Annotated in this window: 24 protein-coding genes and 1 tRNA gene; 15 read left to right on the top strand and 10 right to left on the bottom strand. The window is 31.1% G+C overall.

Features of this window, described 5'->3' with window-relative positions; genetic code table 11:
* Positions 1-13 precede the first annotated feature (13 nt).
* The 5 genes from MPF19_RS07830 to MPF19_RS07850 all read left to right on the top strand — a co-directional run bounded on the left by MPF19_RS07830 (position 14) and on the right by MPF19_RS07850 (position 3,644).
* Positions 14-865, top strand: coding sequence for a GIN domain-containing protein (locus MPF19_RS07830; RefSeq protein ID WP_249987620.1), 852 nt, complete (start codon positions 14-16; stop codon positions 863-865).
* Positions 866-927: 62 nt separating this feature from the next.
* Positions 928-1,614 (top strand): GNAT family N-acetyltransferase, encoded by a 687-nt coding sequence (locus tag MPF19_RS07835; RefSeq protein WP_203393886.1) that lies wholly within the window; start codon positions 928-930, stop codon positions 1,612-1,614.
* A 20-nt stretch (positions 1,615-1,634) separates the two neighbouring features.
* Positions 1,635-1,802 carry a hypothetical protein gene (locus tag MPF19_RS07840; protein ID WP_203393885.1) on the top strand — a complete coding sequence of 56 codons (168 nt, stop codon included), beginning with the start codon at positions 1,635-1,637 and terminating at the stop codon, positions 1,800-1,802.
* Complete coding sequence (locus MPF19_RS07845; RefSeq protein WP_203393884.1) at positions 1,792-2,568, top strand: SGNH/GDSL hydrolase family protein; 777 nt, start codon at positions 1,792-1,794, stop codon at positions 2,566-2,568. The genes MPF19_RS07840 and MPF19_RS07845 overlap by 11 nt, the downstream gene beginning before the upstream one ends.
* Before the next feature lie 17 nt (positions 2,569-2,585).
* Positions 2,586-3,644, top strand: a complete 1,059-nt coding sequence (locus MPF19_RS07850) for a flavin monoamine oxidase family protein (RefSeq protein ID WP_249987622.1) — start codon at positions 2,586-2,588, stop codon at positions 3,642-3,644.
* Positions 3,645-3,697: 53 nt separating this feature from the next.
* Here MPF19_RS07850 and MPF19_RS07855 read toward each other — a convergent pair whose 3' ends face one another.
* The 3 genes from MPF19_RS07855 to MPF19_RS07865 all read right to left on the bottom strand — a co-directional run bounded on the left by MPF19_RS07855 (position 3,698) and on the right by MPF19_RS07865 (position 4,988).
* The gene (locus MPF19_RS07855; RefSeq protein ID WP_203393882.1) at positions 3,698-3,955 is read right to left on the bottom strand and encodes a DUF6952 family protein; all 258 of its coding nucleotides are present in this window, start codon (positions 3,953-3,955) and stop codon (positions 3,698-3,700) included.
* Between the two features lie 2 nt (positions 3,956-3,957).
* Positions 3,958-4,266, bottom strand: a complete 309-nt coding sequence (locus MPF19_RS07860; RefSeq protein ID WP_249987624.1) for a thioredoxin family protein — start codon at positions 4,264-4,266, stop codon at positions 3,958-3,960.
* Between the two features lie 80 nt (positions 4,267-4,346).
* On the bottom strand, positions 4,347-4,988 hold the full coding sequence (locus MPF19_RS07865) for a peroxiredoxin (RefSeq protein WP_203393880.1): 642 nt from the start codon (positions 4,986-4,988) through the stop codon (positions 4,347-4,349).
* A gap of 306 nt (positions 4,989-5,294) precedes the next feature.
* Between MPF19_RS07865 and katG the strand changes: the two genes are divergently transcribed.
* The gene (katG, locus tag MPF19_RS07870; RefSeq protein ID WP_249987627.1) at positions 5,295-7,469 is read left to right on the top strand and encodes a catalase/peroxidase HPI; all 2,175 of its coding nucleotides are present in this window, start codon (positions 5,295-5,297) and stop codon (positions 7,467-7,469) included.
* A gap of 60 nt (positions 7,470-7,529) precedes the next feature.
* Positions 7,530-8,030 (top strand): ankyrin repeat domain-containing protein, encoded by a 501-nt coding sequence (locus tag MPF19_RS07875; RefSeq protein ID WP_249987629.1) that lies wholly within the window; start codon positions 7,530-7,532, stop codon positions 8,028-8,030.
* Here MPF19_RS07875 and MPF19_RS07880 read toward each other — a convergent pair.
* The 5 genes from MPF19_RS07880 to MPF19_RS07900 are packed head-to-tail and all read right to left on the bottom strand — an operon-like array spanning position 8,008 to position 13,186.
* Positions 8,008-9,171: a sigma-54-dependent transcriptional regulator gene (locus tag MPF19_RS07880; protein WP_249987631.1), complete on the bottom strand. Its 1,164-nt coding sequence runs from the start codon at positions 9,169-9,171 to the stop codon at positions 8,008-8,010. The two genes, MPF19_RS07875 and MPF19_RS07880, sit on opposite strands and share 23 nt — an antisense overlap.
* A complete protein-coding gene (locus MPF19_RS07885) occupies positions 9,171-10,040 on the bottom strand; it encodes a DUF6268 family outer membrane beta-barrel protein (RefSeq protein ID WP_249987632.1) in 870 nt (289 codons plus the stop codon). Before MPF19_RS07885 ends, MPF19_RS07880 begins: the two co-directional genes overlap by 1 nt.
* Positions 10,041-10,050: 10 nt before the next feature.
* Positions 10,051-10,926 carry a mechanosensitive ion channel family protein gene (locus MPF19_RS07890; protein WP_249987634.1) on the bottom strand — a complete coding sequence of 292 codons (876 nt, stop codon included), beginning with the start codon at positions 10,924-10,926 and terminating at the stop codon, positions 10,051-10,053.
* Entirely contained in the window at positions 10,927-12,252 is a 1,326-nt protein-coding gene (locus MPF19_RS07895) for an ABC transporter permease (RefSeq protein ID WP_203393874.1), read from the bottom strand. It abuts the gene before it with no gap.
* A 1-nt stretch (position 12,253) separates the two neighbouring features.
* Positions 12,254-13,186, bottom strand: coding sequence for an ABC transporter ATP-binding protein (locus MPF19_RS07900; RefSeq protein WP_249987637.1), 933 nt, complete (start codon positions 13,184-13,186; stop codon positions 12,254-12,256).
* 179 nt (positions 13,187-13,365) lie between these two features.
* Here MPF19_RS07900 and MPF19_RS07905 point away from each other — a divergent pair, with 179 nt between their 5' ends.
* The 5 genes from MPF19_RS07905 (at position 13,366) to MPF19_RS07925 (ending at position 20,492) form a co-directional block, all read left to right on the top strand.
* The gene (locus MPF19_RS07905) at positions 13,366-13,821 is read left to right on the top strand and encodes a MarR family winged helix-turn-helix transcriptional regulator (RefSeq protein WP_249987638.1); all 456 of its coding nucleotides are present in this window, start codon (positions 13,366-13,368) and stop codon (positions 13,819-13,821) included.
* 14 nt (positions 13,822-13,835) lie between these two features.
* Complete coding sequence (locus tag MPF19_RS07910) at positions 13,836-16,241, top strand: 3-hydroxyacyl-CoA dehydrogenase/enoyl-CoA hydratase family protein (protein WP_249987639.1); 2,406 nt, start codon at positions 13,836-13,838, stop codon at positions 16,239-16,241.
* Between the two features lie 77 nt (positions 16,242-16,318).
* Positions 16,319-17,509, top strand: a complete 1,191-nt coding sequence (locus MPF19_RS07915; RefSeq protein WP_203393869.1) for an acetyl-CoA C-acyltransferase — start codon at positions 16,319-16,321, stop codon at positions 17,507-17,509.
* A gap of 129 nt (positions 17,510-17,638) precedes the next feature.
* Positions 17,639-19,447 carry an acyl-CoA dehydrogenase FadE gene (locus MPF19_RS07920; protein ID WP_249987641.1) on the top strand — a complete coding sequence of 603 codons (1,809 nt, stop codon included), beginning with the start codon at positions 17,639-17,641 and terminating at the stop codon, positions 19,445-19,447.
* Between the two features lie 229 nt (positions 19,448-19,676).
* Positions 19,677-20,492 carry a 5'-nucleotidase, lipoprotein e(P4) family gene (locus MPF19_RS07925; RefSeq protein WP_249987643.1) on the top strand — a complete coding sequence of 272 codons (816 nt, stop codon included), beginning with the start codon at positions 19,677-19,679 and terminating at the stop codon, positions 20,490-20,492.
* A 52-nt stretch (positions 20,493-20,544) separates the two neighbouring features.
* On the opposite strand, the gene MPF19_RS07930 is transcribed toward MPF19_RS07925, so the two are convergent.
* On the bottom strand, positions 20,545-21,318 hold the full coding sequence (locus MPF19_RS07930) for an RNA polymerase sigma factor (protein ID WP_203393866.1): 774 nt from the start codon (positions 21,316-21,318) through the stop codon (positions 20,545-20,547).
* Between the two features lie 191 nt (positions 21,319-21,509).
* Here MPF19_RS07930 and MPF19_RS07935 point away from each other — a divergent pair, with 191 nt between their 5' ends.
* Positions 21,510-21,956: a KTSC domain-containing protein gene (locus MPF19_RS07935; RefSeq protein WP_203393865.1), complete on the top strand. Its 447-nt coding sequence runs from the start codon at positions 21,510-21,512 to the stop codon at positions 21,954-21,956.
* A gap of 136 nt (positions 21,957-22,092) precedes the next feature.
* Here MPF19_RS07935 and trxB read toward each other — a convergent pair whose 3' ends face one another.
* Positions 22,093-23,040 carry a thioredoxin-disulfide reductase gene (gene trxB / locus MPF19_RS07940; RefSeq protein WP_203393864.1) on the bottom strand — a complete coding sequence of 316 codons (948 nt, stop codon included), beginning with the start codon at positions 23,038-23,040 and terminating at the stop codon, positions 22,093-22,095.
* Positions 23,041-23,232: 192 nt separating this feature from the next.
* Between trxB and MPF19_RS07945 the strand changes: the two genes are divergently transcribed.
* Positions 23,233-23,307, top strand: a tRNA-Pro gene (locus MPF19_RS07945).
* A 327-nt stretch (positions 23,308-23,634) separates the two neighbouring features.
* Entirely contained in the window at positions 23,635-24,147 is a 513-nt protein-coding gene (locus tag MPF19_RS07950; protein ID WP_203394060.1) for a hypothetical protein, read from the top strand.
* The last annotated feature ends 319 nt before the right edge of the window (positions 24,148-24,466 follow it).

Consider the following 24,466-nt stretch of genomic DNA (forward strand, 5'->3'; position numbering starts at 1 on the left):
ACAACAAAAAATTATGAAAAAGAAAACTACATTATTAATCGTATTAGTATTTGCTTTATTTAATACAACCTTTAGTCAAGAAAAAATAAAGGGAAATAAATTAATATCAAAAATAAGCACAGATTTAGCTCCTTTCCATGCTATCGTTATAAACGATGATTTTAAAGTTAAGTTGGTAATCTCAAATATTTCTTCATCGATAGAAATAGAAACCGACAAAAACCTACACAAACATATCAATTTTAGCGTTAAAGATTCTGTATTAACTATAACTACAGACAAAAAGTTAAAAGCAAAAAAATTAAATATTGATGTAAATTATAAAAATGCATTAAATAAAATAACTTTAAATGATGATGCAGAAATAACATCTTTAGGTACCATAAAAACAACCAATATGCTACTTAAAATAAATGATTATGGAATAGCTGATTTAAAGATAAAATCTGATAAATTTAAGCTCTTAAATAATAATAAATCACGAATTCAATTGAGATCTAAAAGCAAATTAAATATAGAAAGTAAAGATGTAGATTTAGATTTAAGCGAGTCTTGTAAGGTAGACATGATTATTAAAGCAGAAAATTTAAACACAAGAATGATTGGTAATTCTGGTTTAAATATTGAAGGAACTGCTAATTTATTTAATGCCATTACATTAGAAGACTCAGAGTTAAACGGAGAAAAACTAAGTACCAATACTTGTACTAGTATTATAAAAAATTCGGCTGCTATTACTATAAATGCCTCAGAAAATATTACTATAGAAGCATCAGATAAAAGTCAAACGGAAGTATACGGAAACGCTAAAATAGTTTTAACTCAGTTTACAGAAAGCGCTAAACTATTTAAAAAAGAATTGTAATACATCTTTAAAACTAAGAAAAAAGCTCGCAATTTGTGAGCTTTTTTTATATATTTATTCTGATGAAAAACTTAGAAGAAAAACTTAAAAATCCTGTTTGGTACTCTTTAAATGAAACACACAATCCTTTATTAATAAAGTATGAAGGTGTACAATTTTACCAAACAGATATCTGTTCTTTTGGTGCTTTTAAAGATGCCACTAAAACAGCCAACGCATTAAATAAACATTCTAAAATAGCCGAAAGCTTCTTTTTAGTAGTAGAAAAAGACACACCAACCATAGACACATCAAAAGTAGTATTAAAGAAAAAGTTTAATGGTTGTCAAATGGTTTTAGACCATTTAGTGGAGGTAGAAATAAAGGAAAAAATTATATTATTAACCAAAGAAAATATTAACGAAGTATATGACCTAATTTGGTTAGTAATGCCTGATTTTTATAAAAAGAGAGGTTTTGAAATGGGTAAATTTTTCGGTATTTATAAAGACAATAAACTAGTTGCCATATCTGGTCAAAGAATGCAAACTGATGATTTTATTGAAATTAGCTCAGTAGTTACACATCCTGACTATACCAGACAGGGTTTTGCAAAACAATTAATTTATCATACAACTAAAGAAATTTTAAAAGAAAAAAAACTACCTATATTGCATACCAATAAAGGAAACACCGCAATTCCTCTATATGAGAAATTAGGATTCAAATTAACTAGAGATATGAATTGGTGGTTATTCTGTAGAAAATAATAAACCTATAATTTATCAACATGCCAAAAAAAGGGAAAGGAAAAGCAAAAAACTCCGTTAATAAAGCAAAACACACCAAATTAATGAATCAAAAAATTAATAAGGTAAAACTAGAAAAACAACTAAATAAAGAACGTTTAAAAGCTATTATTAAAAAAGTCAACGATGCAAAAAAGGATGAACAATAAACTAAAATACTTTTTAGGTGCAATTATTTCTGTTCCGTTGTTACCCTTTTTATACTTTCAAGGAAAAAATATTAGAAAAAAAGTCCCGAAACTTCCGGAAGCAAAAGAACCTAAAGGCATTGTTAATGGTAATTTTAACAAAACGCTAAACCTACTTACTATAGGTGAAAGTACCATAGCAGGAGTTGGTGTAGATTATCATAAAAACGGGTTTACAGGCTCCTTATCTAATATACTTTCTACCAATTTAAAAAGCAATGTAAATTGGCGTGTGTATGCTAGAAGTGGTTATACCGTAGCTCAAGTTTGTAAAAAAATAATACCTAAAATAGAGGAAAATTCTGCAGATATTATTGTTATAGGAATGGGAGGCAATGATGCTTTTACATTAAATTCCCCAAAAAATTGGGATTCAGCAATAGAAAACCTCATCAATTTATTACAAAACAAATTTCCTGGTACTCCTTTATTCTTTACAAACATGCCTCCTATTAAAGAATTTCCTGCCTTTACAAAACCAATAAAGTTTGTAATTGGTAATTTGGTAGAGATTTTAGGAGAAAGATTACAAACAATAACTAAAGATAAAAAGAACGTTTTCTATTTTAATGAAGTTATCACGCTAGAAAATTGGAGTAAAAAACATGGTTTACCTACTAATAATTCTAAAACTTATTTTAGTGACGGCGTTCATCCTTCCAAATTGACTTATAAAATTTGGGGAGAAGAAATGGGGAATTTTATTAAATGGAAATTAAATAAGTAAGATTCTCTTTTATCAAAATGAAGAAAAAAATTATTATTCTTGGCGCAGGACTTTCTGGTATCTATTTAGGGTATCAATTAAAGAAAGCTGGATTTTCAATTCAAATTTTAGAAGCGAACGATAGAATTGGTGGTAGAATTTACACTAAAAAAGTAAATGATACAAAAGTTGAATTAGGAGCCACTTGGCTTTGGAGATATAATGAAGAATTATTAAAAATTTGTAAAGAACTAAACATCTCTTTATTTGAGCAAAATATGGATGGTGACGCTTTATTTGAAGCTACCGAAAATAACTTACCTCAACGTTTTAAAACACCACAAAACCAAGAAATTAGTTATAGAGTTGTTGGTGGAACTGCAACAATCTTAAAAGAATTAACTAAAGATTTTTCTGAAGATGAAATTCTATTAAATCATAAGGTTTTAGAGATAGATGATATTGGGACTTCTTTAAAAGTAATTACAGAAAAAACAGTATTTATTGCGGATATTGTTATCTCTACCATTCCTCCTCAGCTATTGGTAAATTCAGTTTCATTTTCTTCTAAATTAGATACAAACCTTATACAGATTGCAAGTAACACACATACGTGGATGAAAGATTCTATAAAATTTGCAATCGTTTATAAAACTCCTTTTTGGAAAGAACAAGGTTTGTCTGGTGTAGGTTTTAGCAATGTTGGTCCATTTACAGAAATGTATGATCATTCTAATTTTGAGTACAACCGTTTTGCTTTAATGGGATTTTTAAATGGTGATTTGGCAAACGAATCAAGAGATAACAGAGAGAGAAAAATAAAAGAACAACTCTTTAAATTCTTTGGAAAAGATGGAAAAAACTATCTTTCATATGAAGAAAAAGTATGGAATGAAGAAGAACTTTTAAATTTTGACAATAACAAGTTTATCCATCCACATTTTAATAATGGACATTCAGTTTATCTGAAAGAATTTTTAAAAGGTAAATTTATAATTGCTGGTTCAGAAACATCATCAAATTATGGCGGTTATATGGAAGGTGCAATTTATAGAGGAAATCAAATTGTAGAAGCATTGAAAAATAAATTTCAATAAATAAAAAACCTCAAGCTTTCGCTTGAGGTTTTACATCGTATAATTGTTTCTATCTATTTGTCAATAGAACCTAAAACGCGTTTCATAAAAGTATTTAACGCCTCTTTCTTTGGTGTACCGTCTTTTACCATTTTATCAACTTCAAGAGCACCATACATATTAGAAATTAACTCGCCAATAACATCTAATTCTTCGTCTTTTAAAGACGGAACTTCTGTTAAAGCTTCTAGAGTTTCAATAGTTTCTAAAACATAATCTTGATCGTTTTCTTCGATAAAATTAGTTAAATGTTTTATTACAGGTAGTTTCATAATTAGACAACTTCGTTTACTAAATCCTTCAAAACTTCAAACTTATTTGTTTGCGTTTGATTTACAAATTTACCATCTACAAAAGTGGCAAATGTTGGTAAATTACTAACATCTGCTAATTTTCTGCTTTCAGGAAATTTCTCTGCATCTGCTATTACAAAAACCATCTCTTCATTTTCTGAAGATAATTTTTTAAATTTTGGTTTCATAATTCTACAGTTTCCACACCAAGTGGCAGCATACTGTACTACTACTTTCTTATTGTCAGCAACTATATTTGCTAAATTATCTTGACTTAATTCTTGTACCATAATTTAATATATAATAGAAAAGGAGTCCGTGCTTATTCCCCCAAACTCACACGAACTTTTCCCTTTTCACAATTTATTTTTTAGTGAGAAGCTAAATAAGCTGCAGTTCCTTTTGCATCTGGAGACATTGCATCTTTACCTTCTTCCCAGTTTGCAGGACAAACCTCTCCATGAGATTGAACGTGTGCATAAGCATCAATTAAACGTAAAAATTCATTTACATTTCTACCAACTGGCATGTGGTTAATTCCTTCATGAAAAACAGTTCCTTCTTCATCAATTAAATAAGTTGCTCTATAAGTAACATTATCTCCTTCTACTTGAATTGTTTGTGAAGCTTCATCAAAAGTTTCGTTTGTAATATCTAAAATACCTAAAATAGAAGACAAGTTTCTGTTAGTATCTGCTAAAATTGGGTAGGTAACACCTTCAATTCCACCATTATCTTTAGAAGTACTTAACCAAGCAAAATGAACTTCTGGAGTATCACAAGAAGCACCAATTACAACGGTATTTCTTTTTTCAAATTCTCCTAAAGCCGCTTGAAAAGCATGTAATTCTGTAGGGCAAACAAATGTAAAATCTTTTGGGTACCAAAATAACAATACTTTCTTTTTATTTTTAATTGCTTCTTCTAATACATTTACTTTGAACGTATCTCCCATTTCGTTCATTGCATCTACATTTAAATTTGGGAATTTTTTTCCAACTGCTGTTGCCATTTTATATAAGTTTTATAATTATTAATATTCAATTTTCACTGATGCAAAGATAAAAAGAAAGCAAAAAGAAAGTAATTATTTTAATGGTAACTTTTGATATTACTATAGTTTTTAATTATAATAAAAATAAAAACAAATAGATTTTAGCTATTTACATAGATACAGAAAAGTAAATTCTTATTTTTAAAGAAATATCATCATCTATTGTTTTAAACTATTACAAAATAAAAACAATAGATAAAAATTATTTAAAAACATATTGTAGGTTTGTCAAAAATTAAAACATAACATTTAAAAACATATATAATGGAAAACTTAAAACACGGTTCTGGTGACATCACAAAATGTCCGTTTCATGGAGGAAACACAACTAATGAAACAAATAATGACTGGTGGCCAAATTCTTTAAATTTAGATATTTTACATCAACATGACACAAAAGTAAACCCACTTGGTGAAGCGTTTAATTACCACGAAGCGCTAAAAAGCTTAAATATTGAAGCTTTAAAAGAAGATGTAACAAAATTAATGACCGATAGTCAAGATTGGTGGCCTGCAGATTGGGGCCACTACGGCGGATTAATGATTCGTTTGTCTTGGCACTCCGCAGGTTCTTATAGAACTAGTGATGGCCGTGGTGGTGGTGGAACCGGAAACCAACGTTTTGCTCCTTTAAATTCTTGGCCAGACAATGCTAGTTTAGACAAAGCAAGACGATTACTTTGGCCCATTAAGAAAAAATATGGGGACAAATTAAGTTGGGCAGATTTAATCATTTTAGCGGGTACCATTGCTTATGAATCTATGGGCTTAAAAACGTATGGTTTTGCATTTGGTAGAACAGATATTTGGCAACCAGAAAAAGATACGTATTGGGGAGATGAAAAAGAATGGCTTGCGCCAAGTGATGAACGTTATAATGACGTGGAAGATCCTAGCACAATGGAAAATCCGTTAGCAGCCGTACAAATGGGATTAATTTACGTAAACCCAGAAGGTGTTAACGGTAAATCTGACCCTGCAAAAACGGCTTTACATATTAGAGAAACGTTTGCTCGTATGGCAATGAATGATGAAGAAACTGCGGCATTAACTGCAGGAGGTCATACAGTTGGTAAAGCGCACGGAAATGGAGATGCTAGTAAATTAGGCCCAGAACCAGAAGCTGCCCCTACTGAAAACCAAGGTTTAGGGTGGTCTAATCCTACTGGAACAGGTGTTGGTAGAGATACGGTAACAAGTGGTATAGAAGGTGCATGGACCACTGAACCTACAAAATGGGATAATGGATTTTTCGATCTTTTATTTGGATATGAATGGGAACTTACGAAAAGTCCTGCAGGAGCTACACAATGGGCACCTATCAACATCAAAGAAGAAGACAAACCTGTAGATGTAGAAGATCCATCTATTCGTTTAAATCCTATGATGACAGATGCTGATATGGCGATGAAAGTAGATCCTATTTATCGTGAAATCTGTGAAAAATTTAGTAACGATCACCAATATTTTTCAGAAACTTTTGCGCGTGCTTGGTACAAATTAACACACCGTGATATGGGACCAAAGGCTAGATATTATGGCCCAGATGTACCTACTGAAGAATTAATATGGCAAGATCCAATTCCTGAAGGAAATAAAGAATATGATGTAAACCTTGTTAAAGCAAAAATTTCGAGTACAGATTTAACAATTGCAGAATTAGTTGCTACTGCTTGGGATAGCGCCAGAACTTATAGGGGTTCTGATATGCGTGGAGGAGCAAATGGTGCTCGTATTCGTTTAGCTCCTCAAAAAGATTGGGCTGGTAACGAACCAGAGAGATTAAACAAAGTATTAGATATTCTAACTCCTATTGCTACGGAATTTGGAATTAGTATTGCTGATACCATTGTTTTAGCGGGTAATGTTGGTGTAGAAAAAGCAATTAAAAATGCAGGTTTCAACACAACTGTTCCTTTTACCGCTGGTCGAGGAGATGCTACGGATGAAATGACAGATGCGGCTTCTTTTGAGCCTTTAGAGCCAATTGCAGACGGATATAGAAATTGGTTAAAACAAGAATATATTGTTAGTCCGGAAGAATTGATGTTAGATAAAACACAACTTTTAGGCTTAACTGCTCCAGAAATGACAATTTTAATTGGAGGAATGAGAGTATTGGGCACTAATTATGCAGGAACTAAACATGGAGTTTTTACAGATAACGAAGGTGCTTTAACGAATGATTTCTTTGTAAACTTAACTGATATGGGGAATACATGGAATTCAGTTGGTGAAGGTTTATATGAAATTAGAGATCGTAAAACCGGTGCTTTTAAATGGTCCGCAACAAGTGTAGATTTAGTATTTGGCTCTAATTCAATTTTACGTTCTTACGCAGAAGTATACGCACAAGATGACAATAAAGAAAAATTTGTGAATGCATTTGTAAAAACTTGGACAAAAGTGATGAATGCTGATAGATTTGATGTCAAATAATTAATAAAAAAAGGATAAGCTTTTTTGTGAAAGCTTATCCTTTTAATAAACACACTACTTATGAATATTTTAAATACTTTTTTTGATGCAATTCAATCTGTGAACATCAATGTAATAGAAACACTATTAAAAAGGTTTCCTAAATTGGCAAACGCACAAGATAAAAGAGGTTTTACACCCTTAGTTTTTGCTACCTATTTTGATAAAATAGAAATTGCAGAAACTTTAATAAATCACAATGCAAATATAAATCATAGAGATGCTAAAGGAAACACCGCTTTATTAGGTGTTGCTTTTAAAGGTAATGTTGATATTGCAAAACTTCTTTTAAAGAATAATGCAAATATGAATGTGCAAAACAATCTTGGTTATACACCTTTAATTTTTGCAACTATGTACAATCAACTAAAAATGGTGGCATTTTTATTGGAACAAAATGCAGATTTATCTCTTAAAGATAAAGAAAACAAATCTGCCTTAGATTATGCAAAAGCTAAAGAATTTACAGAAATAATCAGCATACTAGAAACTAAAGAAGCTACTTACTTGCAAACATTTTAATATCGTTTGCAGAGACTTCTTTTTCTCCCAAAATAATTAAACGTTCTACTACATTTCTTAATTCACGGATGTTTCCCGTCCAATCATATTCTTGTAATAATTTAATTGCAGCAGCAGAAAATGCTTTTTTAGGAGTGCCTTGTTCTACAGAAATTTTTCCAGTAAAAAAGTCTACCAATAACGGAATGTCTTCTCTTCTATCATTTAAAGACGGAACTTCAATTAAAATAACGGCTAATCTGTGATATAGATCTTCTCTAAATCTACCTTCTGCAATTTCTTCCTTTAAGTTTTTATTAGTTGCTGCAACAATTCTAACATTTACTTTAATGTCTCTATCAGAACCAACACGCTGAATTTTATTTTCTTGCAAAGCACGTAATACTTTTGCTTGTGCAGACAAACTCATATCTCCTATTTCATCTAAAAAAATAGTTCCTCCATTTGCTGCTTCAAACTTACCTGCTCTGTCTTTATTTGCACCAGTAAAAGAACCTTTTACATGACCAAATAATTCGCTTTCTATTAATTCTGATGGAATTGCAGCACAATTTACCTCAATTAAAGAACCTTTAGATCTATCTGATTTTTCGTGCAACCAATGCGCAACCAACTCCTTTCCTGTTCCATTAGGCCCTGTAACTAAAACTCTTGCATCTGTTGGTGCTACTTTTTCAATCATCTCTTTTATATGAGAGATTGCAACACTTTCACCAATCATTTGGTAGTTTTTACTAACCTTTTTCTTTAATCTTTTATTCTCTACAGTTAATACTTTTTTATCTAAAGCATTTCTAACTGTATTTAAAAGTCTGTTTAAATCTGGTGGTTTAGAAATATAATCAAACGCGCCTAAACGCATTGTGTTTACTGCAGTATCTAAATCTCCATGCCCTGAAATCATTACAATCGGAATTTCTGGTTTTATTTTTTTTGCTTTCTCTAATACTTCAACACCGTCCATTTTTGGCATTTTAATATCACACAAAACCAAATCGTAATCATTATTTTTAATCATTTCAATTCCTAACAAACCATCTTCTGCCTCTTCTACATGGTAAGCTTCATTTTCTTCAGAAATAATCTTTGTTAAAACTCTTCTAATGGCGGCTTCATCTTCTATTATTAAAATCTTTGACATTATATTTTAAATTTAATACCTGTTCTTAAATAAAACGCATTTACTTTATCTAAAGTATATACATTCTTTCTGTCTTTATCTCTTAAAACATTACTCAATCTAATAGTGTAACCACTATAGGCAAACCACACTAAATGCTTTGTAAATTGATAGTTATAGCCTAAACCGGCCACCAATACAGATAAAGATATATTGTCTGCTTCTTTATTATCTATAATTATTGGCGTCTTTAAATGTGCAAAATAACCATCTAAACCAACAAAAGATTGTAAACTGTTTACTGGGTTTATTTTATATTTTAAATTCATTTTAGGTACACCAACTGTATAAGACCATTTCTCATCTACTTGCCTAAAGTAATTTATTAAAGGTAACGGAAAAGGAACACCTGCAGTTGTATTATAGGTTAACCCCAAAGTTAAACGATATGGCTTTGCTAATTTTTTATCTTTTGTTCTATCTTTTATAAAAAAAAGACCTCCGTTAATAAAAAAATCTTCATTCGTTATTTTGTGGGTTAAGGTTGCAGCTAACCTAGGCGTAAAACTATAAGCAACTCTCCAATGATCACTTATTTTATGAGTGTATGCTAAATTTAAATCAATAACATTAATATTTTCTAGTAGTGCTGTATTAAAAGGATATTGATCTTTTAAATTTAAAAATATCCTATTAAATTCTGAACCTATAATTAAATAACTACCTTCTTTTATTTTAATTGGATAATTAAACAACGCTCTAATTCTAGTATATTGATCATCAGATTTTTTTTGAGGAATAAAAGAATATTCTATTCTTGCTAAATCTGTTAATTGTGCATTTGCTATAAAGCTTGCAAACAATACTAGAATAATTAAAGATCTTTTCATTTTATACTTATTAAACTAATGGTTGTGTATTAGAGTAAACATGTACATCTCTTTGTGGATATGGAATTGAAATATTGTGCTCTTTAAACTTCTTATTAATTTCGAAACGCAAATCACTTTGTACAAATCTTGTTTCAAAACTATCATTTAACGAAAACACTAGTTTGAAATTTAGTGAACTATCTGCAAAATCTGTAAATAAGACATTTGGCTCTGGTCTTTTTAAAATTTTACGATGGTTTTTTGCAGTGTCTAATAAAATTTGTTTTACCAAATCTACATCGCTTCCATAAGCAACACCAACGGTTACAGATTCTCTAGTTTCAATGCCGTTTTCAGTCCAATTAAATAAAATATTGGTTAAATATAAGTGATTAGGAATTACCAATACTTTATTATCTATAGTAACTGCCCTTGTGGTTCTTAAACGAATTTCTAAAACTCTACCTACTTTTCCTTCTAACTCAATAATATCTCCCACATGCACAGATTGATCTACTAAAATAAAGATTCCAGAAAGAATATCCTGAAACAACGTTTGTAACGCCAAACCAACACCTATTAAAAGAGCCGCAGATGCAGCAAATACAGCTGTTACATTTACACCAGAAACATGCATTGCCACCAAGAAAATAATTAAATAAACAAACCATCTAAGGTAACTAAAGACGGTTCCAAATTTATGTTTATCATTTTCAGGCAATTTTTTTGTAACTATTCTTTTAATTAATTTAAGAAGAATTGAAGTTAAAAATAAAGCAAAAACTATATACAACAGCCCTCTAAGACTTACACTAATTTCATTAGAAAAATGAATAGTATAATCTAATATAGAATTTGCTTTCTCTATAATATCACCAGTAACTTCCTGTACGTTATCTTGCATTTACCCTTTATACTTCAACCATTTATATAAATCTTTATAAGTAGGTTTTTTACCATACATTAAAATACCTACGCGGTAAATCTTTGCTGCCAACCATACCATAAACACAAATGTAACCAATAATAACGTCATAGAAATGGCCAACTCATACCAAGAAACTCCAAAAGGAACTCTCATTAACATAACAATAGGACTTGTAAATGGAATGTAAGAAAACAGTACCGCAATAGAACCATGAGGATCATTTATAACGGTTGCAAAACCAACATAAATACCTAACATTAAAGGCAACATAATTGGCAACATAAATTGTTGCGTATCTGTTTCATTATCTACAGCTGCACCAACTGCTGCAAACAAAGAACTGTATAACATAAAACCACCTAGAAAATAAAATATGAATAAAATAAACATTTTTAAAATTGGTAATTTTAAAATTTCCTGTACCACTACTTGCATCTCCCCTCCACCAACTGCAGATTTCATTGCTTCCATTTGTTCTGCAGGTACTCTAGCCGATTGCATACCTACAACATCAACCCCAAAAACAGAAGATGCAACGGTTGTTAGCACAAATAGTATAATTCCCCAAATAAAGAATTGTAATAACCCAGCAGAAGCATTTCCTATAATTTTACCTAGCATTAATTGAAAAGGTTTTACAGATGATACTATAATTTCTATAATTCTGCTTGTTTTCTCTTCAATAACACTACGCATTACTGAGTTACCATATATAATAACAAACATCATTAACAGATAACCAGCCATTGCACCAAGGCCTATTTTTAATCCGTTTATTAATTTTGAAGATTCTTCTCCAGAAAAATTAAACATTTTTATATCTGTATTAATTTTAGAAGCTTCTATTTTTTCTAAATCAATACCAAAATTATTTAGTTTTTCATGTCTTATCTTAGTCTCTATTTTATTTTCTAAAGAACCTATTACAGACATCCCTGGAGAATCTGTAGAATAAAACTCTATAGATTTTGCTAGCAATTCTAAACTATCTTGTTTTGGGATAATCAAGGCTCCATAATAATTGCCTTCTTCTACTTTCTTTTTTGTTTCTTCAATCCCTAAAGCAGTATAATCTTTATAATGAATGGTTTTAGAATCTTTAAAATCTTCTTTAGAAAACAAGCCTGAATTATCTACATAGACAACTTCTTTAACTTTTTCTTCATTTTTTTGCATCAGAAAATAAACCAAAGCACCCATACCTAACATTAATAAGGGACTTAAAAAAGTCATCATTATAAATGATTTATTACGAACCTTAGCAATAAATTCTCTATGTATAATTAGTTTTAACTTGCTCATTTTATAAACTGTTTTTATTTATTGCCTGAATAAAAATATCGTTTGCACTTGGTATCAATTCTACAAAATGTTGCACTTCTCCGCTACTTGTTAAAAAAGACAACAAATCGTTTGCAGAATTTCCTTCCGTTAATTTTACATTCATAGTTAAACTATCATTCAATAATTTAAAGTTGGATGGAAAAACTTCAAAGCGCTCTTTTAATTTTGCTTCCACTTCTTTAGGATGATCCGCATGAAGCCCCACTTGAAAAGTATGAGTTCTAAACTGACGTTTGATATCATCTAGCTTTCCATCTAAAATCTTGTTCGATTTATCTATTAAGGCTATTTCATCACACATTTCTTCTACAGATTCCATTCTATGCGTAGAAAAAATAATGGTTGCTCCCTCATCTCTAAGTTGTAAAATTTCTTTGGCAATTAATTGCGCATTAATAGGATCGAACCCAGAGAAAGGCTCATCAAAAATTAATAATTTAGGATTGTGCATTACCGTTACAATAAATTGCACTTTTTGCGCCATTCCTTTAGATAGTTCTTCAATTTTCTTGTTCCACCAAGCAGAAATATCAAATTTATCAAACCAATATTTCAAACGTTTTTTAGCTTCGGCTTTACTCAATCCTTTTAATTGCGCTAAATACAAAGCCTGCTCTCCTACTTTCATAGATTTATACAAACCACGTTCTTCTGGTAAATAGCCAATTTGTGCTGTATGATGCGGTGCTAATGCTTCTCCATCTAAAATAATAGAACCACTATCTGGCATTGTTATTTGGTTGATAATTCTAATTAAAGATGTTTTTCCAGCTCCATTTGGGCCTAATAATCCAAAAACACATCCTTTAGGTATATGCAGTGAAACATCATTTAAAGCTGTAAAATCTCCATATTTTTTTACAACATTATTAACTTCTAATAAATTCTTCATTGGGTTTTCATAATTTAACGGAAAGTTCTCAATAACTACAAACTTACATATTTTAATAGTATTAGTATTCAATTGTACTAAAACGTTACAACATAATTTTTTGTTAAATTTTACTATGCGTGCATAACTTTTTTTCAATTTACTATGCATGCATAATAAATTTTTATATATTTGACATAATGGAAAGAAAAAAATCTATAGATCACGAACTCAGAGCAACTTGGCAAGCTGTTGCTAAAGTTTATAATGAGCAAGCTGTAAAACATGATAGCACAATGTCTACAGCATTTGTTTTATTAAATATTGATAAACAAAACGGAACACCATCTACGGCTTTAGGACCTTTAATGGGTATGGAACCGACAAGTCTTTCTAGAATTTTAAAAACGATGGAAGATAAAGGTGCTATTTGCAGAGAAAAAAACCCCGATGACGGTAGAAGCATTCTAATTAAATTAACAGATTACGGCATAGAAATGCGTAAAATATCTAAAGCCTATGTAATACAATTTAATGAAACTATAAGAGAAAATGTTTCCGATAAAGATTTGACAGGTTTTTTTAAAGTAACATCAACAATTAACAAATTAATTGCTGACAAACATATTTATGGTACTGTTAGCAATAAAGTATAAAAAACAATTAACTAATGAATAGAAGAATTAAAAAAGTAGCAATAGTTGGCTCTGGAATTATGGGAAGCGGAATTGCTTGTCATTTTGCAAACATTGGCGTTGAAGTTCTATTATTGGACATTGTGCCAAGAGAATTAAACGCCAAAGAAAAAGCTAAAGGATTAACCCTCGAAGACAAAGTTGTACGAAATCGTTTAGTAAATGATGCGCTTACAGCTTCCCTTAAATCTAAGCCTTCTCCTATTTATAATCAAAAATTTGCAAACAGAATTACCACTGGTAATTTAGAGGATGATATTGCAAAAGTTGCTGATGTAGATTGGATTATGGAAGTTGTTGTTGAAAGACTAGACATCAAAAAAATCGTTTTTGAAAAACTAGAAAAACACAGAACCCCAGGTACTATTATTTCTTCTAATACTTCTGGTATTCCTATCCAATTTATGAATGAAGGAAGAAGTGAAGACTTTCAAAAGCATTTTGCAGTAACTCACTTTTTTAACCCTCCAAGATATTTAAAACTTTTTGAAGTTGTTCCTGGTCCAGATTGTACACAAGAAGTTACAGACTTCTTAATGATGTATGGTGAGAAATTCTTAGGTAAAACATCTGTTTTAGCAAAAGATACGCCTGCATTTATTGGAAATAGAATTGGAATTTTCGGAATTCAATCTTTATTCCATCAAGTAAAAGAACTAGGCCTAACCGTTGAAGAAGTTGATAAATTAACAGGACCAGTTATAGGTAGACCTAAATCGGCTACTTTTAGAACCGTAGATGTTGTTGGTTTAGATACGCTAGTACACGTTGCTAACGGAATCTATGAAAACTGTCCTGATGATGAAGCTCACGATTTATTTAAGCTTCCTAGTTTCATCAACCAAATGATGGAAAACAAATGGTTGGGAAGTAAAACTGGACAAGGTTTCTACAAAAAAACAGTAAATGCTGAAGGAAAAAAAGAAATTTTAACTTTAGACTTAGATACTTTAGAATATCGTTCTTCTAAAAGAGCAAAATTTGCAACTTTAGAACTTACGAAAACGATTGATAAGCCAATTGACCGATTTAAAGTATTGATTGGTGGAAAAGATAAAGCTGGTGAATTCTATAGAAAGAACTTCGCAGCCATGTTTGCATACGTCCAAAATAGAATTCCAGAAATTTCTGATGAATTGTATAAGATTGATGATGCCATGAAAGCAGGATTCGGTTGGGAAAATGGTCCTTTCGAAATTTGGGATGCCGTTGGTGTAGAAAAAGGAATCGAACTAATGAAAGCCGAAGGTAAAGAACCTGCAACTTGGGTAACAGAAATGTTAGCTTCTGGTTCTAAATCGTTCTATTCAGTAAAAGAAGGAGCTACTTATTTTTATGACATTCCTTCTAAATCTCAAACTAAAAAACCGGGTCAGGATGGTTTTATTATTTTAGATAACATTAGAAAATCAAACGAAGTTTTTAAAAATTCTGGTGTTGTTATAGAAGATATTGGAGACGGAATTTTAAATATAGAATTCCAATCTAAAATGAACACCATTGGTGGAGACGTTTTAGCAGGAATTAATAAAGGAATTGATTTAGCAGAAAAAGACTTTCAAGGTTTGGTTGTTGGTAACCAAGCTGCAAACTTCTCTGTAGGAGCAAATATTGGTATGATTTTTATGATGGCTGTAGAGCAAGAATATGATGAATTAAATTATGCCATTAAATATTTTCAAGACACGATGATGCGTATGCGCTATTCATCTATACCAACTATTTCTGCTCCACACGGAATGGCTTTAGGTGGTGGTTGTGAAATTTCTTTACATGCCGATAAAGTGGTTGCAGCAGCAGAAACGTATATGGGATTAGTAGAATTTGGAGTTGGTGTAATTCCTGGTGGTGGTGGTTCTAAAGAAATGGCTTTAAGAGCATCAGATTCTTTTAAGAAAGGAGACGTAGAATTAAACGTTTTACAAGAAAACTTCTTAACCATAGGTATGGCAAAAGTATCTACTTCTGCTTATGAAGCTTTCGATTTAGGGTTACTTCAAAAAGGAAAAGATGTTGTAGTTGTTAATAAAGACCGACAAATTGCAACTGCAAAAGCACATGCAAAACTAATGGCGGAAAGTGGATATACACAACCCGCAAAACGTACTGATGTTACCGTCTTAGGAAAACAAGCTTTAGGAATGTTTTTGGTAGGTACAGATTCTATGAAAGACTCTAAATACATTAGTGAACATGACATGAAAATTGCCAATAAACTAGCGTATGTAATGGCTGGTGGAGATTTATCTGAACCAACATTGGTTACAGAACAGTATTTATTAGATCTAGAGAGAGAAGCATTTTTGAGTTTATGTACAGAACGTAAAACATTAGAAAGAATTCAAGCAATGTTGAAAACTGGAAAACCATTAAGAAATTAGATTATTAGAACGTTAGATTTCTCGATTGTTAGAAATCTAAATATCTGAAAATCCAATAATCTAAAAATCAAGAAAAAATGAAAACAGCATATATAGTAAAAGCATATAGAACAGCAGTTGCAAAAGCTCCAAAAGGTGTTTTTCGCTTTAAACGAGCAGACGAATTAGGTGCAGAAACCATTCAGCACATGATGAAAGAAATCCCAAATTTGGATGTAAAACGCATCGATGATGTAATGGTTGGTAATGCAATGCCAGAAGGAGCACAAGGGTTAAACATGGCACGATTTATTTCCTTAATAGGATTAAACTCAGTGGATGTTCCTGGTGTTACCGTAAACCGTTTCTGTTCTTCTGGAATAGAAACAATTGCCATGGCAGCAGCTAAAATTAATGCAGGAATGGCAAGTTGTATTATTGCAGGTGGAGCAGAAAGCATGAGCTCTGTACCAATGACTGGTTTTAAACCAGAATTGAATTATGATACTGTTAAATCTGGTCATGCTAATTATTATTGGGGAATGGGAAACACTGCAGAAGCAGTTGCAAACCAATTTAATGTTTCTAGAAAGGATCAAGATGAATTTGCATTTAATTCTCACATGAAAGCTTTAAAAGCGCAAGCAGAAAACCGTTTTCAAGATCAAATAGTTCCTATTGAAGTTGAAGAAACCTTTTTAGATGCAAACGGAAAAAAAGCAACAAGAAAATATACAGTAACTAAAGATGAAGGACCTAGAAAAGGGACTTCTATTGAAGTTTTAAATAAATTACGCGCAGTTTTTGCGGCAGGTGGAAGTGTAACAGCTGGTAACTCATCTCAAATGAGTGATGGTGCTGCTTTTGTTATGGTGATGAGTGAAGAAATGGTAAAAGAATTAAATCTAGAACCTATTGCAAGAGTAGTAAATTATGCTGCTGCAGGTGTAGAACCAAGAATTATGGGAATTGGTCCTGTAGCTGCAATACCTAAGGTTTTAAAACAAGCAGGTTTACAACAAAAAGATATTGAACTAATTGAATTGAATGAAGCTTTTGCTTCTCAATCTTTAGCAGTAATGCGTGAGCTAGACCTAAACCAAGACATTGTAAATGTAAATGGTGGCGCCATTGCATTAGGACATCCATTAGGTTGTACTGGTGCAAAATTATCTGTGCAATTATTCGATGAAATGCGCAAACGTAACATGAAGAACAAATACGGAATGGTAACCATGTGTGTTGGTACTGGACAAGGTGCTGCAGGTGTGTTTGAGTTTTTGTCTTAAACGACATAAGACTAAATGAACTTAAGACGTAAGACTTAAATTCAATAAAAAAATTATATAACTATCAAAATCTGGTAATTCAATTGACGTCTTATGTCATCAGTCTTACCATCATAAGTCAATAAAAATATGGAAACAACTAATAAAGAACTTTTAAGAGGTGGACAATTTCTTGTAAAAGAAACAAACTGTGAAGATGTATTTACTCCAGAAGATTTTTCTGAGGAGCAACAGATGATGAAGGAAGCGGTTATGGAATTTAATGATAGAGAAATCATTCCGCATAAAGCACGTTTTGAAGCTAAAGACTATGCGCTTACTGAAGAAGTAATGGTAAAAGCTGGTGAATTAGGGTTTCTAGGAGTTGCAGTGCCTGAAGCTTATGGAGGATTAGGAATGGGATTTGTTTCTACCGTTTTAACTTGCGATTATATTTCAAGCGGAACAGGTTCTTTTAGTACTGCTTTTGGTGCGCATACTGGTATTGGAACTATGCCAATTACTTTATACGGAACGGAAGAACAAAAACAAAAATATGTTCCTAAACTAGCTACAGGTGAGTGGTTTGGTGCATATTGTTTAACAGAACCAGGTGCTGGCTCTGATGCAAATTCAGGAAAAACAACTGCAGAATTGTCTGCTGATGGAAAATCATACAAAATTAACGGACAAAAAATGTGGATTTCGAACGCAGGTTTTTGTCGTTTAATGATCGTTTTTGCTCGTATAGAAGGTGATAAAAATATTACTGGTTTTATTGTTGAATTCGATAAAGAAAATCCGAATGGAATTACATTAGGAGAAGAAGAACATAAATTAGGGATTAGAGCAAGTTCTACAAGACAAGTATTTTTTAATGATACGGCAGTACCTGCAGAAAACATGTTAGCTGGTCGTGGAGAAGGTTTTAAAATCGCCATGAACGCTTTAAATGTTGGGCGAATTAAATTAGCAGCTGCTTGTTTAGATTCTCAAAGAAGGGTGATTACGCATGCTGTAAAATATGCAAATGAGCGCAAGCAGTTTAAAACTCCTATTGCAGATTTTGGTGCTATTAAAGTAAAATTAGCAGAAATGTCAACGAATTCTTATGTTGGCGAATCAGCAACCTATAGAGCTTCTAAAGATATTGAAGACAGAATTGCATTAAGAGTTGCAGCAGGAAACACACATCAAGAAGCAGAATTAAAAGGTGTAGAAGAATATGCTATTGAATGTTCTATTTTAAAAGTGGCCGTTTCCGAAGACATACAAAGTTGTGCCGATGAAGGAATTCAGATTTTTGGTGGAATGGGATTCTCTGAAGAAACTCCCATGGAATCTGCTTGGAGAGATGCAAGAATTGCTCGTATTTACGAAGGAACAAATGAAATTAACAGAATGCTTTCTGTAGGAATGTTGATTAAAAAAGCCATGAAAGGGCATGTAGATTTATTAGGCCCAGCAACAGAAGTTGCAAATAGCTTAATGGGTATTCCTTCTTTTGATACTCCTGATTTTTCAGAATTATTTTCTGAAGAAAAACTAATGATCTCTAAATTAAAGAAAACATTTTTAATGGTTGCAGGTGCAGCGCTTCAAAAATATGGTCCTGAGATAGAAAAACATCAACAATTATTAATTGCAGCTTCAGATATTTTAATTGAAATATACATGGCAGAATCTGCCATTCTAAGAACAGAAAAGAATGTAAAACGCACCAGCGAAAAAGAACAATCTGTTCAAATTGCAATGTCTAAATTATATTTATATCACGCAGTAGATATTATTGAAGAAAAAGGAAAAGAAAGTATTATTTCTTTTGCAGAAGGAGATGAGCAACGTATGATGTTAATGGGCTTAAAACGTTTTACAAAATACCAAAACTACCCAGATATTGTTGATTTACGTAACGAAATAGCAGAAAAAGTAAAAGCAGAAAATAAATACTGCTTCTAAAAATCTCTTGATGTCAAATTGAGTTTGTTGAAATTTTTAAACTCTTCTTCAAACTCAACTGACAATCAAAATATAGTAAAAAATTAATCTAACTTTTAGATTAAATTAGTTGTTTGTTGTAAAAACCATCATTAAAAATGATGGTTTTTTTATATGCTAAATATTCATAATATAATTAAAATTATATTAATTTTGAAGCACATTCGTATTTCCTAAAATAGAAACCATAATGAAAAATAAAATATTTTTTTCTCTTTTTACAGCATTCATTTTTTTCGGTTGTAAAACTCAAATTACTACTATAAAACAACAAACTATAAATAAGACTCCAATTAAGGAACATACCATACAATCTTTATTGTGGGTTCAAAATGCAGCAGAATACAAAGCATTAACTTATCAAGCTTACAATTTAGCACAGCTTCGATTAGATCAAATTTTAGCAAATAATACATCTAAAAAACCAATTGCTATTGTTACCGATATAGACGAAACTCTTTTAGACAACAGTCCGTATTCTGGTAAACAAATTGAATTAGACGAAAATTATACTTCAGAAAGATGGACCGAATGGGTAAAAAAAGAAAATGCAAAAGCTATACCAGGAGCACTCAATTTTTTTAAATACGCTCAGCGTAAAAATGTAACTATATTTTACATTTCTAACAGATCTGCAGAACAGACAAAAGAAACCATTAGAAACTTACAATTAAAAGGTTTTCCTTTTGCGGATGAAACTCACGTACTTTTAAAAACCAATAGTAGCGGAAAAGGTTCTAGAAGAAGTATTGTCAACAAAACCCATGAAATAGTATTACTTTTGGGTGATAATTTATCTGATTTTTCATCGATATTTGAAAATAGCACTACAACTCAAAGAAATAAAAATACAGATAGCTTACATACCTCTTTTGGTAATAAGTACATTGTATTACCAAACCCAATGTATGGAGACTGGGAAACAAAAGGTATTTATGAGGGAAAATATAATTGGACTAATGATCAAAAAGATTCTATTCGTCATAAAAAAATCACTTCTTATTAAGTAGATTTTTAGCTAACTTATAAAAAGTGATTTCTAACCCAAATTTAAAACCTTAATTCTCTGCGGCGTATCTATTAAAGAGACTTCTTTGAATTACTTTTTTTGCATCGCTTAAAAGTTTTTCAACTTCAGGGATTGATTTTTTTTGTATTTCTGCAATTTCCTCTATTTGTAACTTTTGATTGGTACATAAATAGAAAACAATTCGCATTTCCGCAGGCATATTGTGCACTACTAATTCTATATGTTCATTAACTTTATCTTCTCCTAATTTTTTATCTAATGTTTCAGCTAATGCTTTCTCATCATCTTCCACAAAAACATCCTCTAAACTATAATCGTTATGATTGTATGTAAAATCATCTAGTTCTTCAATCATTAATAAATCTCCTCCTCCATCAGTACTAAATTTCTCTTGCATTTCATCCCATTCTGGTTTGGTATAATCATCTATATTTTTAAAAAACAATTCATTAAACTCTTCTTCTACAATAACATCATCTAACAAATCATTTGTTTTTTTAAACAACCATACATAGAAATTGTCTTCATTTTCTACAGCTTCAATAGCATCATAAATAGCTATAAAGAGCTGGTCAATAATATCATCAGCTTTATATTTCTTTTTAGAAAAATGACCTGTTTTTATAGCAGCATTTAATCTTTTATTTACATATTTTCGAATTTCTGGCAATATTTTTAAGACCAAATTATTAAAGGAAGTCTGATCTTTTTCTTGTTTTAGCTTTAATAAAGTAGAAAAGGACTTTTGAACAAACAAGCGAAACTCATATTTATTTTCGTAATAAGAAATGTGCGTTTTCATAATAAAAGGCTTTAGAACTATGCTTAAAGTTGCAAAATTAAACACCAAAAAAGAATGATATAAATCAGTAAAAAAACAATTTAAACAATTAAAAATCTGACTTAAAATAGATGTTTATAATATAATAATAATTTGGTGCATCACAATCCATTTAATATCAGTAGTTTTGCACGCAATTTGAAAATAACGAAATGAAGCGTATAAAAGAATATAAAAAACTTTTTAAAGTAGAAGGATCTATTGATTTAAAGGATTTAAAAAAATCTTACAGAGGTTTAGTGAAAGAGTGGCACCCAGATAAATTTCAAGATCAAGAAAAAAAGGATGAAGCAGATGTAATGAGTACTCAAATTATTGATGGGTATCATTTCTTAGTAAGTATAGCTCCAGAAACGAAAGCGGCTAATTTAGATGCTTATAAAACAACAATAACAGAATTTCAGGTTGCAGATTGGCACCATAAAAGTATGTTATTAGAGGTTACTTTTACTGATGGAAATAAATACGAATACTTTGGTGTTAGTAAAATACTTTTCGGAAAATTTGTAAACGCAAAATCAATGAACAATTTTGGTAAAAGAAATATATTTAATTCTTTTACTTACAGAAAATCTATGAAAGCTTCTGTAGAAGTTTAAGAATTTGTTATTCCTGCTAAAGCAGGAGTCCATACATAGAATATAAAGATTACTTCGTTGTACGCAATGAAACAACAAAAAAGAGATTACTTTAACAGTAATCTCTTTTTTTATATATAAAATACAATTGCGTTGCTTATTCTAGAGCACCTAAATAACGTTCTGCATCTAAAGCAGCCATACATCCTGTACCTGCAGCAGTTACCGCTTGTCTGTATTCTTTATCCTGAATATCTCCAGCAGCAAAAACTCCTGGTAAGTTTGTTTTTGTAGATTTCCCTTTGGTAATTAAATAACCTGTTTCATCCATATCTAAAACACCTTTAAATAAATCTGAATTTGGCGTATGTCCAATAGCTATAAATACACCTGTTACAGGAATATTTGTAGTTTCTTTTGTTTGGTTATTGATGGCTCTAACCCCTTCTACAACATTAGATCCTAAAACCTCATCTATTTCTGTATTGTATAAAACTTCAATGTTCTTAGTCTTTTGAACTCTATGTTGCATCGCTTTAGAAGCTCTCATAAAATCCTTACGAACCAAAATTGTAACTTTATTACAAATATTAGATAAATAAGTAGCTTCTTCTGCAGCCGTATCTCCTGCTCCAACCACTACAACATCTTGTCCTTTGTAGAAAAACCCATCACAAGTAGCACAAGCCGAAACACCTCCACCAATTAAACGTTGTTCACTTTCTAATCCTAAATATTTTGCAGTTGCTCCTGTAGAAATAATAATAGTTTCTGCTTCAATTTGTTTCGTCTCATCCACAACAACTTTATGAATTCCACCCACTTTATCACTTAATTCTACACTAGTTACCAATCCAAAACGAACTTCTGTACCAAAACGTTCTGCTTGCTTTTGTAAATCGGTCATCATTGCCGTTCCATCCGTACCCTCTGGATACCCTGGAAAATTATCAACTTCAGTTGTAGTTGTTAATTGACCTCCCATTTGCATTCCTGTATACATAATAGGTTTCATGTCTGCTCTTGCTGCATAAATTGCTGCAGTATATCCTGCAGGCCCTGAACCAATTATTAAACATTTAATTTTTTCTATTGTATCTGACATAATATTCTGTATCAATTTTAGAAGTGTAAAAGTATCATATTTTGATACTTATAAATACAAATGTTTATAAATTTTAATAATGAAAACATAATTAAAGTAAATTAACAATATGTAATGAAAAATAATTATTAAAAATGATTGTTATTTGTAAAAAGAGTGTATCTTTGCAGTCCTTAAATGAACTATCATTTTCGGGGTGTAGCGTAGCCCGGTCATCGCGCCTCGTTTGGGACGAGGAGGTCGCAGGTTCGAATCCTGCCACCCCGACTAAAAGCTGAATATTTTTTAAAATATTCAGCTTTTTTTATTTTACAAAAACCTTGTTTTTTTATATTCTGTGATCAATTTCAAAATTCATACGCCTTAAAACTTCTTAGCAAAAAGATAAAAAATCACATCACAATTTCACCTACCTATATTAATTACTACACAGAACAAGTCTATAAGTCCTAATATTGAAAACATAAATCAAGGACTTCAAATAATTTAATATTCCCTAAGACTTACTTAGAAGTAAAAAATAACATTTATCATGTTTGAAAATAAAATAAATATATACTTTTGCTTGCTTAATAATATTCAATAAAAATTATTTTGAAAAAAAACACCTTAATAATCGTATTAACTTTTATTAGCTTTATTGCTACTGCACAAGAAGAAAATTTTAAACATTTTAGAGTTAGCCCTGTTTTAAGTCACACATTCATTCCTACCTCTACAAGCGATGGGGATAAAGTTGTTATTGTTCCCTCCTTTGGATTGGATTTAGAATATTGGATTAATGAAAAATGGGGATTAGGCCTACATAATGATCTAGAACTTGAAACTTTTGAAATAGAAAAAGAACATGAAATTTTTGTTGAAAAAGAGCATCCTGTCGTTTTAACTCTTGATGCACTTCATAAGTTTCATGAAAACTGGGTTTTAGTTTTAGGAGCAGGTGTTGAGTTAGAAAAACAAGAAAATCTTTTTATTGTTAGAGCAGGTCTAGAATATGAAATAGAATTTGGAAACAATTGGGATGTTTCTCCTACTGTTTTATATGACTATCGCGCAAACAATTTAGATACTTGGGCCATTGGAATTGGTATTGGAAAACGATTTTAATTACTAATCTTTTAGTTAAATTGCAATCACTATTCCTTAATATATAGTCTTGTAACAAATACACTAAGAGACATAAAAGCAAAAAACCTTGATAAAATTTATCAAGGTTTTTTGCTTTTAAAATAATATTAAATTTAGAAGAATTTATTCCTATCTAATACACTAGGTAAACCGTTGTAAAATCTAAATTTGGAGTTTGACATGCGTGCGCATATTGAATTCAACCAACATTTAAACAACCATTACATCCGTCAGTAGGTATATATACCTCTATTTCCGACCAAGAATCCGCATAATACCTGAGCTATAAAAGATATCA

The sequence above is a fragment of the Polaribacter sp. Z014 genome, from assembly GCF_023555435.1.
In the GTDB taxonomy this organism is placed as follows: Bacteria; Bacteroidota; Bacteroidia; order Flavobacteriales; family Flavobacteriaceae; genus Polaribacter.

Excerpts from the sequence above, each read along its gene's own strand:
- MPF19_RS07835 (WP_203393886.1), top strand. The coding sequence starts at position 928 with ATGAAAAACTTAGAAGAAAAACTTAAAAATCCTGTTTGGTACTCTTTA.
- MPF19_RS07880 (WP_249987631.1), bottom strand. The coding sequence starts at position 9,171 with ATGTCAAAGATTTTAATAATAGAAGATGAAGCCGCCATTAGAAGAGTT.
- MPF19_RS07855 (WP_203393882.1), bottom strand. The coding sequence starts at position 3,955 with ATGAAACTACCTGTAATAAAACATTTAACTAATTTTATCGAAGAAAAC.
- MPF19_RS07840 (WP_203393885.1), top strand. The coding sequence starts at position 1,635 with ATGCCAAAAAAAGGGAAAGGAAAAGCAAAAAACTCCGTTAATAAAGCA.
- MPF19_RS07920 (WP_249987641.1), top strand. The coding sequence starts at position 17,639 with ATGGAAACAACTAATAAAGAACTTTTAAGAGGTGGACAATTTCTTGTA.
- MPF19_RS07875 (WP_249987629.1), top strand. The coding sequence starts at position 7,530 with ATGAATATTTTAAATACTTTTTTTGATGCAATTCAATCTGTGAACATC.
- MPF19_RS07915 (WP_203393869.1), top strand. The coding sequence starts at position 16,319 with ATGAAAACAGCATATATAGTAAAAGCATATAGAACAGCAGTTGCAAAA.
- MPF19_RS07890 (WP_249987634.1), bottom strand. The coding sequence starts at position 10,926 with ATGCAAGATAACGTACAGGAAGTTACTGGTGATATTATAGAGAAAGCA.
- katG (WP_249987627.1), top strand. The coding sequence starts at position 5,295 with ATGGAAAACTTAAAACACGGTTCTGGTGACATCACAAAATGTCCGTTT.
- MPF19_RS07910 (WP_249987639.1), top strand. The coding sequence starts at position 13,836 with ATGAATAGAAGAATTAAAAAAGTAGCAATAGTTGGCTCTGGAATTATG.
- MPF19_RS07935 (WP_203393865.1), top strand. The coding sequence starts at position 21,510 with ATGAAGCGTATAAAAGAATATAAAAAACTTTTTAAAGTAGAAGGATCT.
- trxB (WP_203393864.1), bottom strand. The coding sequence starts at position 23,040 with ATGTCAGATACAATAGAAAAAATTAAATGTTTAATAATTGGTTCAGGG.
- MPF19_RS07850 (WP_249987622.1), top strand. The coding sequence starts at position 2,586 with ATGAAGAAAAAAATTATTATTCTTGGCGCAGGACTTTCTGGTATCTAT.
- MPF19_RS07860 (WP_249987624.1), bottom strand. The coding sequence starts at position 4,266 with ATGGTACAAGAATTAAGTCAAGATAATTTAGCAAATATAGTTGCTGAC.
- MPF19_RS07885 (WP_249987632.1), bottom strand. The coding sequence starts at position 10,040 with ATGAAAAGATCTTTAATTATTCTAGTATTGTTTGCAAGCTTTATAGCA.
- MPF19_RS07900 (WP_249987637.1), bottom strand. The coding sequence starts at position 13,186 with ATGAAGAATTTATTAGAAGTTAATAATGTTGTAAAAAAATATGGAGAT.
- MPF19_RS07830 (WP_249987620.1), top strand. The coding sequence starts at position 14 with ATGAAAAAGAAAACTACATTATTAATCGTATTAGTATTTGCTTTATTT.
- MPF19_RS07925 (WP_249987643.1), top strand. The coding sequence starts at position 19,677 with ATGAAAAATAAAATATTTTTTTCTCTTTTTACAGCATTCATTTTTTTC.
- MPF19_RS07865 (WP_203393880.1), bottom strand. The coding sequence starts at position 4,988 with ATGGCAACAGCAGTTGGAAAAAAATTCCCAAATTTAAATGTAGATGCA.
- MPF19_RS07845 (WP_203393884.1), top strand. The coding sequence starts at position 1,792 with ATGAACAATAAACTAAAATACTTTTTAGGTGCAATTATTTCTGTTCCG.
- MPF19_RS07930 (WP_203393866.1), bottom strand. The coding sequence starts at position 21,318 with ATGAAAACGCACATTTCTTATTACGAAAATAAATATGAGTTTCGCTTG.
- MPF19_RS07895 (WP_203393874.1), bottom strand. The coding sequence starts at position 12,252 with ATGAGCAAGTTAAAACTAATTATACATAGAGAATTTATTGCTAAGGTT.
- MPF19_RS07905 (WP_249987638.1), top strand. The coding sequence starts at position 13,366 with ATGGAAAGAAAAAAATCTATAGATCACGAACTCAGAGCAACTTGGCAA.